The 15692-nt window shown below is 71.6% G+C and carries 12 protein-coding genes; 4 read left to right on the top strand and 8 right to left on the bottom strand.

Annotation, left to right across the window (positions count from 1 at the left end):
* Positions 1-338 precede the first annotated feature (338 nt).
* Positions 339-1124, bottom strand: coding sequence for a GNAT family N-acetyltransferase (locus ACFUNE_RS21020; protein ID WP_383569945.1), 786 nt, complete (start codon positions 1122-1124; stop codon positions 339-341).
* A 127-nt stretch (positions 1125-1251) separates the two neighbouring features.
* Between ACFUNE_RS21020 and ACFUNE_RS21015 the strand changes: the two genes are divergently transcribed.
* Positions 1252-2004, top strand: coding sequence for a restriction endonuclease (locus tag ACFUNE_RS21015; RefSeq protein ID WP_383569942.1), 753 nt, complete (start codon positions 1252-1254; stop codon positions 2002-2004).
* Positions 2005-2022: 18 nt separating this feature from the next.
* On the opposite strand, the gene ACFUNE_RS21010 is transcribed toward ACFUNE_RS21015, so the two are convergent.
* A complete protein-coding gene (locus ACFUNE_RS21010) occupies positions 2023-2841 on the bottom strand; it encodes a TetR family transcriptional regulator (protein WP_383569939.1) in 819 nt (272 codons plus the stop codon).
* Positions 2842-2980: 139 nt separating this feature from the next.
* Positions 2981-4762 (bottom strand): 3-hydroxyacyl-CoA dehydrogenase family protein, encoded by a 1782-nt coding sequence (locus ACFUNE_RS21005; RefSeq protein ID WP_383569936.1) that lies wholly within the window; start codon positions 4760-4762, stop codon positions 2981-2983.
* Positions 4763-5110: 348 nt separating this feature from the next.
* On the opposite strand from ACFUNE_RS21005, the gene ACFUNE_RS21000 reads away from it, so the two are divergent.
* Positions 5111-5683, top strand: a complete 573-nt coding sequence (locus ACFUNE_RS21000; protein WP_383569934.1) for an adenylosuccinate lyase — start codon at positions 5111-5113, stop codon at positions 5681-5683.
* A 150-nt stretch (positions 5684-5833) separates the two neighbouring features.
* On the opposite strand, the gene ACFUNE_RS20995 is transcribed toward ACFUNE_RS21000, so the two are convergent.
* Positions 5834-7408, bottom strand: coding sequence for an alpha/beta hydrolase (locus ACFUNE_RS20995; protein WP_383569931.1), 1575 nt, complete (start codon positions 7406-7408; stop codon positions 5834-5836).
* A gap of 127 nt (positions 7409-7535) precedes the next feature.
* Entirely contained in the window at positions 7536-8567 is a 1032-nt protein-coding gene (locus tag ACFUNE_RS20990; RefSeq protein WP_383569928.1) for an Rv2578c family radical SAM protein, read from the bottom strand.
* Positions 8568-8715: 148 nt separating this feature from the next.
* Between ACFUNE_RS20990 and ACFUNE_RS20985 the strand changes: the two genes are divergently transcribed.
* Complete coding sequence (locus tag ACFUNE_RS20985) at positions 8716-9159, top strand: SRPBCC family protein (RefSeq protein ID WP_383569925.1); 444 nt, start codon at positions 8716-8718, stop codon at positions 9157-9159.
* Between the two features lie 217 nt (positions 9160-9376).
* The gene (locus ACFUNE_RS20980) at positions 9377-11845 is read left to right on the top strand and encodes an MFS transporter (protein WP_383569922.1); all 2469 of its coding nucleotides are present in this window, start codon (positions 9377-9379) and stop codon (positions 11843-11845) included.
* A gap of 50 nt (positions 11846-11895) precedes the next feature.
* On the opposite strand, the gene ACFUNE_RS20975 is transcribed toward ACFUNE_RS20980, so the two are convergent.
* From ACFUNE_RS20975 to ACFUNE_RS20965, 3 genes are read right to left on the bottom strand one after another with little or no spacing between them, the layout of a single operon-like run.
* Positions 11896-12969, bottom strand: coding sequence for an acyltransferase (locus tag ACFUNE_RS20975; protein WP_383569919.1), 1074 nt, complete (start codon positions 12967-12969; stop codon positions 11896-11898).
* Positions 12969-15218, bottom strand: coding sequence for a bifunctional polysaccharide deacetylase/glycosyltransferase family 2 protein (locus ACFUNE_RS20970; RefSeq protein ID WP_383569916.1), 2250 nt, complete (start codon positions 15216-15218; stop codon positions 12969-12971). The genes ACFUNE_RS20975 and ACFUNE_RS20970 overlap by 1 nt, the downstream gene beginning before the upstream one ends.
* The gene (locus ACFUNE_RS20965; protein ID WP_383569913.1) at positions 15218-15655 is read right to left on the bottom strand and encodes a hypothetical protein; all 438 of its coding nucleotides are present in this window, start codon (positions 15653-15655) and stop codon (positions 15218-15220) included. Before ACFUNE_RS20965 ends, ACFUNE_RS20970 begins: the two co-directional genes overlap by 1 nt.
* Between the last annotated feature and the right edge of the window lie 37 nt (positions 15656-15692).

Here is a 15692-nt window from a genome sequence, read left to right as displayed (position 1 = left end):
TCCGGCGTCGAGGGAACGCTCGAAGGACCCCTGTGGGCAGGGGAGAGTGCGGTGTGGAGGTGTGCCGTCGGTTCGGCGGGTGGTGCTGGGGCCTGCTCGGTGGAGCAGAAGGGTTTGCCTGTGACGCAGGCGCCCGGGCGCGCGGACACGTGGTTCGCGGGGACAGCCGGCGTACGAGAGATCTCTGCACGCCGGCCGCCCGGACGCCTTCAACGTATGGCACTCCGTGACAGGTGGCAAGGCACCCAGTGCCAACAATTTCTCTCAGTTGTCATCTCGTAGGCACGCATGAGCAATATCATGGGCCGTATGTCGTGTTGGTCCCTCTTTTGTGGTGGCTACGGCGCGGTGCGGTACACGTACGGCGTCGTCGTGCCCAGGACCGTGAAGCCGAGGCGCCGCAGGATCGGGGCTGACTGATCCGTGGCGTCGACCTGGAGGAAGCGGTAGCCGCGCTCGGCGGCGACACGGGCGCGGTGAGCGATCAGCGCCCGGTAGATGCCCCTGCCCCGCCAGGGCGCCGCGGTCCCTCCGCCCCACAGGCCGGCGAAGCTCGTGCCGGGGTGCGTCTCCAGCCTGGCCGAGCTCACCGGTTCGCCGTCGGCCACGGCGACCACCGCGGCGAACGTGTCGTCGGCGAGGCGGGCCAGGGTCTGATGGCGGAGCCGGGTTCCGTCGGTGCCGAAGGCCAGCTCGTGGGCCCGCACCATCAGCTCCACTCCCGCCGCGTCGGCCACCTCCAGCAGCCGGACACCCTCGGGAAGGTCCACCGGGCCGGTGTGGTCCGCCACCGGCGCCACCAGCAGGGTCTCCCGGGGCTCCGGCTCGAAACCGGCCGCGGTCAGGAGCCCGCCCAGACCCGCCGGGGCGTCGTGCGCGTACAGCTTCCACTCGAACTCGCCGAGGCCGCGGGCGGTGTAGTGCTCCACCTGCGCCGTGATCTCCGACTCCGCGCGCCCGGCAGAGAGGTCCGGGGCGGTCCACACGACGCCGTTCCAGTCGTCGGCGCCGCCGGTCTGCCGTACGACGTCCCCCGCCCGTTCGACGTGTGTGCCGGGTCCGTCCGGGCGGGCGTTTTCACGCATCTCGTGATCGAAGAGGGCGAGCATCTCGTCAGGTTCCATGCGCGCATCCGAGCACGAAGGCGCCGCCCTGACCACAGGGTTTCCGCCGGCCGGTGCGTCAACCCGGCGGTGCGGGGCAGGTGGAAGTGATCTTGATGTGATCACGAGGGGCAGGGGTGGGTACGCGATGGGCATACCGACGCGCGGAGGCGCCCGGAAGGGCCGCGGGCCCGCATTCGACGTCCGGCGTACGGCGTTCGGGTTCGCGCTGATCGCCGTGCTGATCTGCGGTGTGGGGCTCATGGTGCGCACCGCGCTGGAGAGCGCCGGACGGCATCCGGTCGTCGCCGGCGCCGCGGTGGCCGGGCTGGTGGCCGGCATCGTGGCGCTGCTGCGCGTGCGCCGCGGCCGCAGGGCGGCGGGCCGGGCGGCGGAGGCGGTCGTCGAGACCGCCTACGACGTCGTGGACGCCGCCCTGGAGGAACTGCCGGCGTCCGAGGCCGTCGCGGTCCCCGAGCCGCTGCCGCCCGTCGACTACGCGGCCATGGACCCGTACGACTTCGAGGAGGCCGTGGCCGGGCTCTGCCGACGGGACGGCTGCGCGGACGCCGAGGTCGTCGGTGGCGCCGGTGACCTGGGTGCGGACGTGGTGGCCACGACGCCGGACGGCCGCCGTCTCGTCGTGCAGTGCAAGAGGTACACCTGCGGCAACAAGGTCGGCTCGCAGGACCTCCAGCGCTTCGGCGGCACGTGCTACGCCGTCCACGACGCGGAGGCGGCCGTGATCGTCAGCACCGGAGACTTCACCGAGCCGGCTCTCGAGTACGCCGCGCAGTGCGGCATCGTCTGTGTCGGTCCCGAGGAACTGGAGGCGTGGAGCGAGGGCGCCACGCCGCCGCCCTGGTACGCGGGAGCGCCGGTGGAGACCGTCGAGGGCTGAACAGGGCCGCGGTCCGGCTCAGTGCTCCTTCAGCGCCCGCTGGATCGTGCGCATCACCTCGTCGAGCGGTGCGTCCGTACGCGCCACGGCTACCAGCACCTCGCCCTCCCTCGACACCGACGCGGCGGGCGCCGCCCTCCCGGTGTCGCCCCCCACGGTCCGCCCCGCTCCGATCCCCGTGCCGAAGGTCTCCCGCACGATCGCGAACGCGTGGTCGAGCTGTGTCTCCACGTCACCCTGGCCGTCCGCGCGCAGCCATCGCCGCAGCACATGGTTGTGCGCGGTCACCACCGCGGACGCGGCCACCTCGGCCAGCAGTGGGTCGTCATTTCCGACGTGGTGGTCACGCTCGTCGAAATGGCCCAGCAGATAGCGCGTGAACAGTCGCTCGTAGCGGGCCACCGAGGCGATCTCGGCCTCGCGGAGCGTGGGCACCTCACGGGTCAGCTTGTAGCGCGCCACGGAGACCGCGGGCTTCGCCGCGTACATCTTCATGACTTCCTTGATGCCGCGGCACACGGTGTCGAGCGGGTGCTCGTGCGCGGGTGCGGCGTTGAGGACTGCCTCGGCCCTGACGAGGGTGTCGTCGTGGTCCGGGAAGATCGCCTCTTCCTTGGAGCGGAAGTGGCGGAAGAACGTGCGCCGGGCGACTCCGGCGGCCCCCGCGATCTCGTCGACCGTCGTCGCCTCGTACCCCTTCGTGGCGAACAGTTCCATCGCCGCCGCGGCCAGCTCGCGGCGCATTTTGAGCCGCTGGGCGGCTGCACGGGTGCTCGCGGCACTCTCCGGGGCGTCCGTCGCGGCGGAGGAACGAGGGGACTTGGCGGGTTGGGACATGAGGTGAACGTAACCCATCGGTGCAGGGGAGTGCGCCTGTGGGGGCAGGTCACCCGAGGGGCCGAGCAGCCCGCCCCACCGGGCCCCCCGCCCGGGGGACCCGGTGGCGGGCGACGTGGCGCCGCCTGCCGCCGGCACCTCAGCGCCGGGCATATTCGCGGAAGCCGCGCCCCGTCTTGCGGCCGAGGCAGCCCGCGGCCACCAGGTGCTCGAGCAGCGGCGCCGGGGCGAGGCCCGGGTCGCGGAACTCGCTGTGCAGGACCTTCTCGATGGCGAGCGAGACGTCCAGGCCGACCACGTCCAGGAGCTCGAACGGCCCCATGGGGTAGCCGCCGCCCAGCTTCATCGCCGCGTCGATGTCGTCGAGCGTCGCGTAGTGCTCCTCGACCATCTTGATCGCGTTGTTGAGGTACGGGAACAGCAGGGCGTTCACGATGAAGCCCGCCCGGTCGCCGCAGTCCACCGGGTGCTTGCGCACCTTGAGGCAGACCTCGCGGACCGTGGCGTGCACGTCGTCGGCGGTCAGCACGGTGCGGACCACCTCGACGAGCTTCATCGCGGGCGCCGGGTTGAAGAAGTGCATCCCGATGACGTCCTCGGGGCGCGAGGTCACCCGGGCGACGGCCACGACCGGCAGCGACGAGGTGGTGGTCGCGAGCACCGCGCCCGGCTTGCAGACCTTGTCCAGGGTCGCGAAGAGCTCCCGCTTGATCTCCAGGTCCTCGGCGACGGCCTCGACGGCCAGATCGACATCGGCGAAGGAGTCCAGCGTGCCCGCGGGAGTGATCCGGGCGAGCGTCTTGTCCCGGGCCTCCTCCGTCAGTCGCCCCTTGGCGACCGAGCGCCCCAGGGACTTGGCGATCCGGGCCTTGGCGGTGTCCGCCTTCTCCTGGCTGCGCGCGGCGAGGACCACGGAGTACCCGGCCTTGGCGAAGACCTCCGCGATGCCGGAGGCCATCGTCCCCGAGCCGGCCACACCGACCGAGGAGACCTCACGCCCGGCCGCCGCGCCCGCGCTGTCCACGGGCGTCAGGGCGTCCGGCACCACGTCCTGGCCGCCGGGGGCGTCGTAGGTGTAGAAGCCGCGGCCCGTCTTGCGGCCGGTCAGACCTGCCTCGCTGAGCTGGCCGAGGACCGGGGCCGGCGCGTGCAGCCGGTCGTGGGACGCCGCGTACATGGCCTCCAGGACCGTGCGGGCCGTGTCGATCCCGATCAGGTCGAGCAGCGCCAGGGGGCCCATCGGCAGCCCGCAGCCCAGCTTCATGGCGGCGTCGATGTCCTCGCGTGAGGCGTAGTTCGCCTCGTACATCGCCGCGGCCTGGTTGAGGTAGCCGAACAGCAGACCGTCCGCGACGAAACCCGGGCGGTCGCCGACCGCGACCGGCTCCTTGCCCAGCTCGCGGGCGAGCCGGGTCACGCTCTCCACGGCCGGCGGCGCGGTCAGCACGGAGGAGACCACCTCGACGAGCTTCATCGCCGGCGCCGGATTGAAGAAGTGCAGACCGAGGACCCGCTCCGGGTGCTGCGACTCGGCTGCCAGCCGGGTCACGGACAGGGCGTTCGTGCCCGTCGCGAGGATCGCGGTGGGGGAGACCACCGCGTCCAGCTCACGGAAGACCTGCTGCTTGATCTCGTACGTCTCCGGCACGACCTCGATGACCAGCTCCGCGTTCGCGGCGGCCTGCAGATCGGTGAAGGTCCGGAACCGGGCGAGGATGTCGTGCCGCTCCTGCTCCGTGATGCGCTCACGGCGCACGGAGCGCGCGGTGGAGGCCTCCAGGGAGACGACGGCCTGACGGGCGGCGGCTTCGCTGACGTCGATTCCGACGACCTCGCGGCCGGCACGGGCCAGGACCTCGGCGATGCCGGTTCCCATGGTGCCGAGACCGACGACGGCAATGGTGGTGAGCGGGGTGTCCATCACGGGACTCCAGGGTGAGTGACGACTGAAGAGGAGCACGGCGGCGCGCGTGGCCGAAAACTCAACCGGCGCTCGGTGCACGGAAACTGCGTGTCGTGGTGCACGGTCCCGGTGGCGTACGGCGCACCGGGGAAAAGGGTGACGGGCTCTGTCCCGAGCCGCGTCTCACAAACTGCCGAACCGACAAGCACTCCGGGTGGCTGCGTCACCAGGCCACCAGAGCCGGCGGGTGTGTGTCCCGCTCACTTGAGCTTAACCGGCGAGTAACGAGCGCGCCAGCCCTGGTCGCCTGTGCGCTGGCACACAGTTCGGTGAACACGGTGCGTGCGCGTGGATAAACTCACCGTCATGGATGAGGAGTTCCGCTCGCTGACGGACCGGCTCGGGGACGAGGCGGGTGAGCCGGAGGCCTTCCGGCGGCTCGTCGACACCGAGGACGACGAGGAACTGGCCAGGGTGCTCGTCGAACGCGAACGCCCGCTGTGGGCCCGTGAGATCGCGGCGTTCCGGCTCGGGTGCCGGGGGGACCGCCGGGCCTTCGAGGCGCTGGTGCTCCTCCTCAACCACCGCGACCCCGAACGCTGCGTCTCGGCCGCCCACGCCCTGCGGCTCCTCGGCGATCCGCGGACGTCCAGGGCCGCCGCCGCGCTCGCGACGAACAGCCTGCGGACGGCCTACGCCCTGCACCCGGTGCGGCTGCTCACGGCCCTGCGCGCGCCGGAGTCCGTGCCCGCCCTGGTCAGCACACTGCACCGGCTGCTGATCCCCGGCGAGCCGCACTGGCACGTCGCGCTCGCCTGCGTCGAGGGACTGGGCACCCTGGGCGACGGCCGGGCCCGCCCCGTCCTGGAAGCCGCCCTGCCCCACCCGCGCCTCGGCACGGCGGCGGCGGAGGCGCTCAGGCGGCTGCCGACGGGGTGAGGGGGCGGACGTACGCCACGGCGGCGCAGTCGTCGAGTGTCATGGCGCGTATACGCACGCCGGGGGCGTACGCGGGAAGGGGATGCGTGGTCACGCGGCCCATCCTGGCGTACGCCCCCGGCGTGGGGTCCGGTACTTCTCAGCCGTGCATCAGCCCCGGAAGCCCAGCAGCCCGTGCAGCGTGGTGCCCTTCGTGTTCGTGCCCGCCTTCGCGGACGGAGTCGCCTTCGGCTCGGGCAGGGCGGCGCAGACCGCGTCCGCCCCGCTGCCTGCGGAGGCCGGGAGCGTGCCGTCCGTCAGGTAGCGCACCAGGTGCTTGTCCAGGCAGTCGTTGCCGCTCAGTGTGATGCCGTGGTTGCCGCCGCCCTCCTCCACGACGAGGCCGGAGCCCTTGAGTCCGCGGCTCATGGTGACGCCGCCCTCGTAGGGCGTTGCCGCGTCGTCGGTGGCCTGGAGGACCAGCGCGGGCGGGATGGCGTCGTTGTCGACCCGCACGGGCTCCAGGGGTTCCACCGGCCACGTGGCACAGGGCGCGTTGTACCAGGTGTTGTTCCACGACATGAAGGGCGCCTTCGCGTGGGCCTCCCAGGTGTCGTTGCGCCAGGTGCTCCAGGTCCGGGGCCAGCCGGCGTCACGGCACTGCACGGCCGCGTAGACGGAGTACCCGTTCTCCCCGCTCTTGTCGACAGCGGCGAAGTCCTCGTACGCGGTGGCGAGCGCGTCCTCGTCCTCGTCGTTCACGTACGCCGCGAACGTCTCGGCGAGGCGCGGCCAGTAGCCGTCGTAGTAGCCGCCCGGCATGAAGGTGTCCTCGAGCTCGCCCGGCCCGACCTTGCCGGCCGCCGGGTGCTTCTTCACCGCGTCGCGCATCCCGTACCAGGCGGCTTCCACCTGCGCCGGGTCGCTGCCCAGCCTGTACGTGGCGTCGTTCTTCGCGACCCATGCGGCGAAGGCCTTGTGGCGGGCGTCGAACGCGTGGTCCTGGCCGAGGTTGTCCTCGTACCAGACGCCGTCGGGGTCCACGACCGAGTCGAGCACCAGGCGGCGTACGTGCTCCGGGAACAGCTTGGCGTAGACCGCGCCCAGGTAGGTGCCGTACGAGTATCCGAAGTAGTTGATCCGCTTCGCCCCGAGGGCCCGGCGGATGACGTCGAGGTCCTTCGCGGCGCTGACGGTGTCCATGTACGGCAGCAGGTCGCCGTGCTTCTCGCCGCACGCGGCGGCGAAGGAGGCGGCCCGGTTGCGCGCGGTCTTCTCCGCCTCGTAGGAGTCCGGCACGGTGTCGGGGCGCACGGGCTCGAAGTACTTCGGCAGGCAGTTCAGGGCGGGCCGGCTCTTGCCGACGCCGCGCGGGTCGAACCCGATCACGTCGTACTGGGCGGCGAGCTTCTTCGGCAGCGAGGACGCCACGAAGCCCGCCATGGAGAGCCCGCTGCCGCCGGGTCCGCCCGGATTGACCAGCAGGGGCCCCTGCGAGGTCTTCGCCGTGTGCGGGATCCGGGACAGGGCGAGGGTGACCGGCCTGCCCGACGGGTTGTCATGGTCGAGCGGCGCGGTCACCGTTGAGCACTGCAGCTTCGGGTACGTCTTCGTCCCGCAGCCGGTCCACTTGAGTGGCGCGGCGGCGGGGGTGGCGGAGGGTGCGGACGCGGTGGAGGGCGCGGCGGTCACCAGGCCCGCGACCGTGGCGCCGACGGCGACCAGAATTCCTGCACGTTTCGTCATGGGGCCTCCCGTGGTGGTGCGACGCGGCTGTGGGTGGCACAGCCCCCGCCGCATGCTTCCCGGATCCGGGAGCGGAAGGACACGTGAGGCCGAGAGTTGACCCGTTCGGGCCGGGGGAGGGGCGCCGTCAGAGCAGGCTCAGCTGGGTGGGGCCGGGTGCGGGAGCCGTGGGCGTCCCGCGTGCGGAGCGCCGGGCGCTGCCCCGGTCGGCCGGGCCGATGCCGAACTCGGCCGCCAGCTCGTGCACCCGGCGGGTGATGCCCCGCTGGTACCAGGTCGGCGCGTACGCCCCGTCCGCGTACATCTGCTCGTACCGGTGCACCAGGTGCGGATGGTGCCGGGCGAGCCACTGCATGAACCACTCACGGGCTCCGGGCCGGAGGTGGAGGACGAGCGGGGTCACCGACGTCGCTCCGGCGTCGGCCATGGCACGGACCGTGGCGCGCAGCTGGTCGGGGTGGTCGCCGAGGAAGGGGATGACGGGGGCCATCAGCACCCCGCAGTCGATGCCGTTGTCCGCCATGGCCCGGACGACGTCGAGGCGGCGCTCGGGGGAGGGGGTGCCCGGCTCCACCGTGCGCCAGAGCTCGGGGTCGGTGAAGCCGACGGATACGGAGACGCCGACCTCGGTGACCTCGGCGGCCTGTCGCAGCAGGTCGAGGTCGCGGAGGATCAGGGTGCCCTTGGTGAGGATGGAGAAGGGGTTCGCGTGGTCGCGCAGGGCGGAGATGATGCCGGGCATCAGCCGGTAGCGGCCCTCGGCGCGCTGGTAGCAGTCGACGTTGGTGCCCATCGCGATGTGCTGGCCCTGCCACTGGCGGGAGGCCAGATGGCGGCCCAGCAGTTCGGCGGCGTTGACCTTGACGACGATCTGGGAGTCGAACCCGAGACCGGTGTCCAGGTCCAGATAGCTGTGGGTCTTCCGGGCGAAGCAGTACACGCAGGCATGGGTGCAGCCCCGGTACGGGTTCACGGTCCATTCGAACGGCATGCGGGAGGCGCCGGGCACCCGGTTCACGATCGAGCGGGCCCGGATCTCGTGGAAGGTGATCCCCCTGAATTCAGGGGTGTCGAAGGTGCGTGTCGTCACCGCGTCCGCCGCGAAGAGCGCTCCGTTACCCGCTTTTGTGGTGTTCTCTGCAAGATTGTCCCAGCGCATGAACGCCTCCTTGGTAGCACTCCGCAGAGAATAGAACATATGTTCCCTTGATCGTGCACCGCGGAACGCCGTACCCGATTTTGAGGGGCCGTACCCGAGGTGGTTGGCTCATTAGCACCCCGAACAACCGAGTGCTGGAGGAGCAGGCATGGCGCAGGTCGAGGCCACGACGGAGCGGATCATCGCGGCGGACGCAGAGACGGTGTTCGATGCCCTGGCCGACTACAAGGAGGTCCGGGGCAAGGTGCTGACCGGGCACTTCAGCGAGTACGAGGTGCGCGAGGGCGGAGACGGCGAGGGCACCCTCGTCCACTGGAGGCTCCAGGCCACGAGCAAGCGGGTCCGCGACTGCCTGCTCGAGGTCACCGAGCCCACGGACGGGCAGCTGGTCGAGAAGGACCGCAACTCCTCGATGGTCACCACCTGGACCGTCACGCCGGCCGGTGACGGGAAGTCCAAGGCCGTCGTCACGACGGTCTGGAACGGCGCCGGCGGCATCGGCGGGTTCTTCGAGAAGACGTTCGCGCCCAAGGGGCTCGGCCGGATCTACGACGAGCTGCTGCAGAACCTCGCCGCCGAGGTCGAGAAGTAGCCGAGACCGAGAAGTAACCCTGCTTCTCCCGCTGTTGGCGTCACGACCGGCCTCACCGGAACGGGTGGTTTTCCGGGGTGGCCGGTTGTGCGCCGTAGTGCCTCCCACCGGCGCATACGCCCTCTGTGCGCGCCGTGCGTGCGCCCGGTCGCGTTTGCCCTGCCTTGCCGCCTGATGCGAGAAATGGGCGGCGCAGCTGCGACGAGGGGAGCGTCACGTGGTGGGTGGGATCACTCTGGTGAAGGACGGGCCGGGAGGCACGGAGTACGGGCCGCCCCGTACCTGGACGGAACCCGGCACCGCGGCGGAGCCCGCTCCGCCCGCGCCGCCGCCCGCCGCCGGAACGCCGGCACCGACCGACGACATCAGCCCTCGCAGGGTCCGGCTGGTCTTCCTCGGGCTGATGCTCACGCTGCTGCTCGCGGCGCTCGACCAGATGATCGTGGCCACCGCGCTGCCGAAGATCGTCGGCGAGCTGCACGGCCTGGACAAGATGTCCTGGGCGGTCACCGCCTATCTCCTCGCCTCCACGATCGGTCTGCCGATCTACGGGAAGCTCGGCGACCTCTTCGGCCGTAAGGGCGTCTTCCAGTTCGCGATCGTCGTCTTCGTCATCGGCTCCGCCCTCGCCGGCTGGTCGCGCACCATGGACGAACTCATCGCCTTCCGGGCCGTCCAGGGCATCGGCGGCGGCGGGCTCATGATCGGTGTGCAGGCGATCATCGCCGACATCGTCCCCTCCAGGGAACGAGGCCGCTACATGGGTCTCATCGGGGCGGTCTTCGGCCTCGCCTCCGTAGCGGGACCGCTCCTCGGCGGCTTCTTCACCGACCACGCCTCCTGGCGCTGGTGCTTCTACATCAACGTGCCGTTCGGCATCGTCACCCTCGCCGTCATCGCGCTGGTGCTGAAACTGCCCAAGCCGGCGGTCCGCCCCCGCCTCGACGTGCTGGGGGCGCTGCTGCTGGCCGTGGCGTCGACCTGCCTGGTGCTGCTCACCAGCTGGGGCGGCACGGAGTACGCCTGGGGCTCGCGGACCATTCTCGGGCTTGCCGCCGGCGCCGCCGGAACGGCCCTGCTCTTCCTCGTCGTCGAGCACCGGGCCGCCGAACCGATCATCCCGCTGCGGCTGTTCCGCGACTCGGTCTTCAACGTCACCTCACTCGTGGGCGCGGTCGTCGGGGTCGCGCTCTTCGGGGCCGCCAGCTACCTGCCGACCTATCTCCAGATGGTCGAGGGCGTCTCCGCCACCGAGTCGGGACTGCTGATGCTGCCCATGATGGGCGGCATCGTCATCGCCTCCGTCGTCTCCGGGCAGCTTGTCTCGCGCACCGGCCGCTACCGCCTCTACCCGATCGTCGGGGCTGCCGTCTCCGTCGTCGGCATGTGGCTCCTCTCCCTCCTGGACACCGGCACCTCGGCACTGGAGTACGGCCTCTGGCAGGCCGTCCTGGGCATCGGGATCGGCCTCGTCATGTCCATCCTGGTGCTGGCCGTGCAGAACTCCGTGCGCCCCTCCGACCTCGGCACCGCCACCAGCGCCCACAACTACTTCCGGCAGATCGGCGGCAGTGTCGGCGCCGCGATCTTCGGCACGCTGTTCGCGGGACGGCTCGCCGACGCGCTCGGTGTGCGGCTCCCCTCCGGCACCGGCCTGCCCGACGCGGAGTCGATCACCCCGCAGCTGGTCCACACCCTTGAGCCCGCCCTGCGCGACGCCTACATCCAGGCGTACGCCGACGCGATGCCGCGGATCTTCCTCTACCTCGTGCCGGTGCTTCTGCTCGGCCTGTTCCTCGCCTTCTTCCTCAAGGAGAAACCGCTGGTGTCCCACCCCACCTCCCACACGGCTGCCGACCCGTCCACGACGCAGTCCACGATCCCGGCGGCCCGTACCGACCCAGGTCCGCCGCAGCCCGGCCCGCTCTCCGGGGTCCCGGTGCGGGGATGTGTCCAGCACCCCGACGGTACGGAGGTGGGGAGGGCGGCCCTCACGCTCATCGACGGCCAGGGCCGGCAGGTCGGACGGGGGGCGAGCGGCGGCGACGGGCGGTACGCGCTGAGCGCGCCCGCCGCCGGTGCCTACGTGCTGATCGCCGCCGCGGGCGGGCACCAGCCGCAGGCCGTCAGCGTCACGGTCGGCGACCGGCCGGTGGAGCTGGACGTGGTCCTGGGCGGGGCGGGACGGCTCGCCGGGGCGGTCCTCACACCCGACGGCGCCCCCGTCCGTGACGCGACGGTCACACTGACCGACGTACGGGGCGAGGTCGTCGCGACCACCCGCACCGGGCGCGAGGGCGCCTATGTGATCAGCGAGCTGGTGGCCGGGGAGTACACCCTGGCGGCCAGTGCCGCGGCCTTCCGTCCCGCGGCACTCCCGGTGAGCGTGCAGGCCGCCCGGGAGACGAGGCAGGACATCGAGCTGGCGGGCGGCGCCGTGCTGCGCGGAATCGTTCGCGCCCCCGGCGGGCGGGCCGTGGAGGACGCCAGGGTCACGCTCCTGGACGCGGCGGGCAACGTGGTCGACACCCTCACCACCGGCTCGGACGGGGCGTTCCGGTTCGTGGACCTGTCGACCGGTGAGTACACCGTGATCGCGGCCGGCTACCCGCCGGTCGCCACCGTGCTCCAACTTCCCGGCGGCGGACGGACGGAACGCGATCTCCAGCTGGGACACGAGGACTGAGAGCGGTCGGACGGACCGGGGTGTGCGGGCGCTCCCGCACACCCCGGTCCTCACGGCAGCAGACGCGGCTTCCTCCTCGCGGCGACGTCCTCGACCCAGCCGACGCACACGACGGCGACCGCGATCAGCACCCACGCCACACCGAACTGCCACCACAGGCTGTCCAGCGGCAGGTGCCGCTCCAGTGCCGGTACCTCCCACATCAGGTCGATCAGCGGCACCGCGGCCATCAACGCCACCTCGTGCCAGAGGTACACCGTGACGGCGCGTGCGTTGAACACCGTGACGACCCGGTCCGCCACCGGATGACGTACGAGTCCGTCGAAGCGCGGCCGGAAGCGCAGCAGGAGCAGCACGAATCCCGCGGACCACAGCGCCTGGGTGAGCGGGATGCCGTCCGGATCGAAGGAGCCGTCCACCGGGTGCCCCGCGGCCCACCAGCCACCCGCCGCCATCAGGGGCACCGCGACGGACACCGCTCCCGAGCCGCGCAGCCGGTCGAGCACACCGTCGCGGTGCGCGAAGCCCAGCAGCCAGCAGAACAGGAACACCGACGCGTCACCGGCCGCACTCCCCAGTCGGCCGTCCGGCACGCCTGACACCGTCTCCAGGACGACGACGGGGAGGAGCGACAGGGCGAGCACGGGGAGGGGCGCGAGCCGGAAGGCACGCAGGAGCAGGGGCGAGAGCAGGACGAACCACAGGTAGGCGCGCAGGTACCAGAGCACCGCCCAGGCCTGCTCCCCCCAGGCATTGCCCGGTGGGTCACCGACCGGCAGCACCCAGAGCAGGACGTCCGGCCCCGGCACCCAGCCGTGCAGGAGCATCGCCACCCCGAGCACGAGGCCGAACAGCCACACGGGGATCAGCAGCCTCCGCAGCCTGCCGCGGAGCACCCCGGCGGCCGGCCGCTCCAGCGAGCGGGCCATGAGCGAACCGGCGAGCGCGAACATCACTCCCATGGACGGGAAGGCGTATCCCAGCCAGGGCCACTCGAAGGTGTGGTAGGTCACCACCCGGACGAGCGCCACGGCCCGCAGCACGTCGAAGGACCGGTCGCGACCGGTACCGGTGGCCGCCGAGGGAGACGGCGCGAGTGCCGTCCTGCGGTGCGCCCCCGCCACTACGACGCCCCCACGTGGGGCGGGCCCACCTCGCCGGTGCGCTTCAGCTTCTGCCAGCGCAGCCGGCCGCCGGTCGCCGCCGTGACGCAGGAGTGGATCAGCACGAGATACATCAACTGCCGGTAGGCGAGCTGCTGGAGGGGCAGCATCAGCAGATAGCGGTACTTCTCCCCGTCGAGCCGGAACGCGTACGCCGCACAGAACAGCTGCACGGCCAGGACCGCCAGCCAGGCGAGCAGCGAGGCACGGAAGTCCACGAAGACCATCGCGTAGACGGTGAAGACGTCGATGAGCGGCGCGAAGACCGGTGTGACGATCTGGAAGAGCACGACCAGCGGCATGCCGACCCGGCCGAACCGACCGGAGGGCCCCCGGTCGGTGACGGAGCGGCGGTGCTTCCACAGGGCCTGCATGGTGCCGTAGCTCCAGCGGTAGCGCTGACGCCACAGCTGCCCCAGCGAGGCGGGTGCCTCGGTCCAGGCGCGGGCGTGCTCGGCGTAGACGACGCGCCAGCCCGCGCGGTGGAGCGCGATGGTGATGTCGGTGTCCTCCGCCAGCGTGTCCTCGCTCATCCCGCCGGCCTCCAGGACGGCCTGGCGGCGGAAGGCGCCGATGGCGCCGGGGATGGTGGGCATGCAGCGCAGCAGGTCGTACATCCTGCGGTCCAGGTTGAAGCCCATCACGTACTCGATGTGCTGCCAGGCGCCGATCATCGTGGACCGGTTGCCGACCTTCGCGTTGCCCGCGACCGCGCCGATACCCGGGTCGGCGAACGGCTGCACCAGCTGGTGCACCGCGTCGGGCTCGAAGACGGTGTCCCCGTCCATCATCACGACGATGTCGTGACGCGCTCGGCGCACGCCGTTGTTGAGGGCCGCCGGTTTGCCCGCGTTCTCCTGCCGGATCACCCGGACATCGGGCAGGCCGAGTGACTCGGCGATCTCCGCGGTGCCGTCGGTCGAACCGTCGTCCACGACCACGATCTCGATCGGATGCGTGCTCGCGGCAAGTGAGTTGAGCGTTGCGGCTATGCACTCCTTCTCGTTGTACGCCGGGACGATCACACTCACCGGCCCGGTGACCTCGGGGCCCCAGGTGAACCGGCGTCTGTTGCGCTGCCGGTGGTGGCGCCGGGCGAGCAGGAGCATCATGCCGAAGCGGCCCAGGACCGCCACGCCGACGACACCCAGTACCGCGGCCAGGCCCGGCACCATCCATTCCGCGACCGCCACGGCGGCGAGCAGGGCGCGGCCCTCCCACACACTGGCGGTGTCCGCCCGGCGATGGGCGGCCTGTTCCGAGTCGCCCTGCGCGGTTCCTGCCCGCGCGGTTCCGTCCTGTGCGGCCCGGTCAGTCCCTGCGGCGCCCTCCCCTGCGGCGGACGCCTCCTGCTGCTGCGCGCCGCTGACGGTGGTGAAGGTGTAGCCCTTCGCCTTCATCTCCTTGATGTACTTCGGCAGCGCGGCCAGTGTCTCGGAGCGGTCGCCGCCCGAGTCGTGGAAGAGCACCGAGGCGCCGTCGCCGTCCTTCGGCGTCGCCCACTCGATGATCTTGGACACGCCCGGCTGCTGCCAGTCCTCGCTGTCGGTGTCGATGAACACGCTGGTGTAGCCCATGGCCCCGAGGCGTTCGTAGACCGGCCAGCTGTAGTCGTCGATCGCGTCGGTCTTCGAGGAGTACGGAGCGCGGAACAGCGTCGTCGTGATGCCGGCGGCGCCCGCGAGGGCGAGCTGCGTCTGCGCGATCTCCCGCTTGACGCGGGCCTCGCTCTGATATGAGAGGTCGACATGGGTGAAGGTGTGGACCCCCACCTCGTTGCCCTCGTCGACCATCCTGCGGACGACGTCCGGATAGCGGGAGATCATCGAGCCGACCAGGAAGAAGGTGCCCGGCACGTCGTTCTCGTCCAGGATGTCCATGACCTTCCCGCTCCACTCGGGATCGGGGCCGTCGTCGAAGGTCAGCACGATGGTCCGGTCCGGCACGGACTGCGTACGCGCGGTGCCGCCTGGGAAGCTCAGGATGGGCCCGCCCTCCAGCACGTCGTCGGGCACCGTGTCCGCCGAGGCGTCGGACCGCACCCGCTGGTCGTTGCCGACCTCGGCGCGCAGATAGCCGTCCAGCAGCATCATGCAGACGAGTCCCAGCAGCAGGAGCACCGCCATGATCACGCGTGGCCGGGGGACGGCCTGGCGCCCTACGCGGCCGATCCTGCCGGGTGTGGCGTGCCTGCGGCGCGAAGCGGCCATCAGTTCGCCTCGCCCGAAGCCGAAGCCGAAGCCGAAGCCGAAGCCCGGCCGGACGGTGTCACTTGCCCCGGCCCCGGCGCGCCGCTCGGGGGCGCGGTGCCGCCCGGCGGCATGCCGTACCCGGGCCGCGTCCCGCCGCCGGGACCGGCCTCCGCTGCCGGGCCGCCGTCGAAGGGGAGAAGCTGGGAGGGGGTCAGGGAGATGCCGCCCATGAAGGCGAGCCCCAGCACGGCCGCGTAGCCGACGCAGACGGTCCCCAGCAGCATGCCCGCGCGGCGCAGGAGTTTGGCCCGGCGCCCGGAGCTGTCCACGAAGACCGGCCCCTCCTGCGGCTGTCCTGCCGCGCGGCGGCGCCTGGCCGGGCGGGCCGGGCCGGCGTGTGCCCGGCGACGGCCGCGCTGCGCCGGGTCTTTCTCGATGACGGGGTCGGATTGCATGTGCGCATGGTGGCGAAGCTTGATGTGCGAAGCCTGG

It is taken from the genome of Streptomyces sp. NPDC057287 (assembly GCF_042667905.1).
Lineage (GTDB): Bacteria > Actinomycetota > Actinomycetes > Streptomycetales > Streptomycetaceae > Streptomyces.
Note: the sequence above shows the minus strand (reverse complement) of the source record. Positions and strands in the feature narration are given on the sequence as shown.

What these genes read in the sequence shown, in the direction of transcription:
- ACFUNE_RS21010 (WP_383569939.1), bottom strand. Translation starts at nt 2,841, where the DNA reads ATGTCCCAACCCGCCAAGTCCCCTCGTTCCTCCGCCGCGACGGACGCC.
- ACFUNE_RS21000 (WP_383569934.1), top strand. Translation starts at nt 5,111, where the DNA reads ATGGATGAGGAGTTCCGCTCGCTGACGGACCGGCTCGGGGACGAGGCG.
- ACFUNE_RS20985 (WP_383569925.1), top strand. Translation starts at nt 8,716, where the DNA reads ATGGCGCAGGTCGAGGCCACGACGGAGCGGATCATCGCGGCGGACGCA.
- ACFUNE_RS20965 (WP_383569913.1), bottom strand. Translation starts at nt 15,655, where the DNA reads ATGCAATCCGACCCCGTCATCGAGAAAGACCCGGCGCAGCGCGGCCGT.
- ACFUNE_RS20970 (WP_383569916.1), bottom strand. Translation starts at nt 15,218, where the DNA reads ATGGCCGCTTCGCGCCGCAGGCACGCCACACCCGGCAGGATCGGCCGC.
- ACFUNE_RS20990 (WP_383569928.1), bottom strand. Translation starts at nt 8,567, where the DNA reads ATGCGCTGGGACAATCTTGCAGAGAACACCACAAAAGCGGGTAACGGA.
- ACFUNE_RS20995 (WP_383569931.1), bottom strand. Translation starts at nt 7,408, where the DNA reads ATGACGAAACGTGCAGGAATTCTGGTCGCCGTCGGCGCCACGGTCGCG.
- ACFUNE_RS21020 (WP_383569945.1), bottom strand. Translation starts at nt 1,124, where the DNA reads ATGGAACCTGACGAGATGCTCGCCCTCTTCGATCACGAGATGCGTGAA.
- ACFUNE_RS21015 (WP_383569942.1), top strand. Translation starts at nt 1,252, where the DNA reads ATGGGCATACCGACGCGCGGAGGCGCCCGGAAGGGCCGCGGGCCCGCA.
- ACFUNE_RS21005 (WP_383569936.1), bottom strand. Translation starts at nt 4,762, where the DNA reads ATGGACACCCCGCTCACCACCATTGCCGTCGTCGGTCTCGGCACCATG.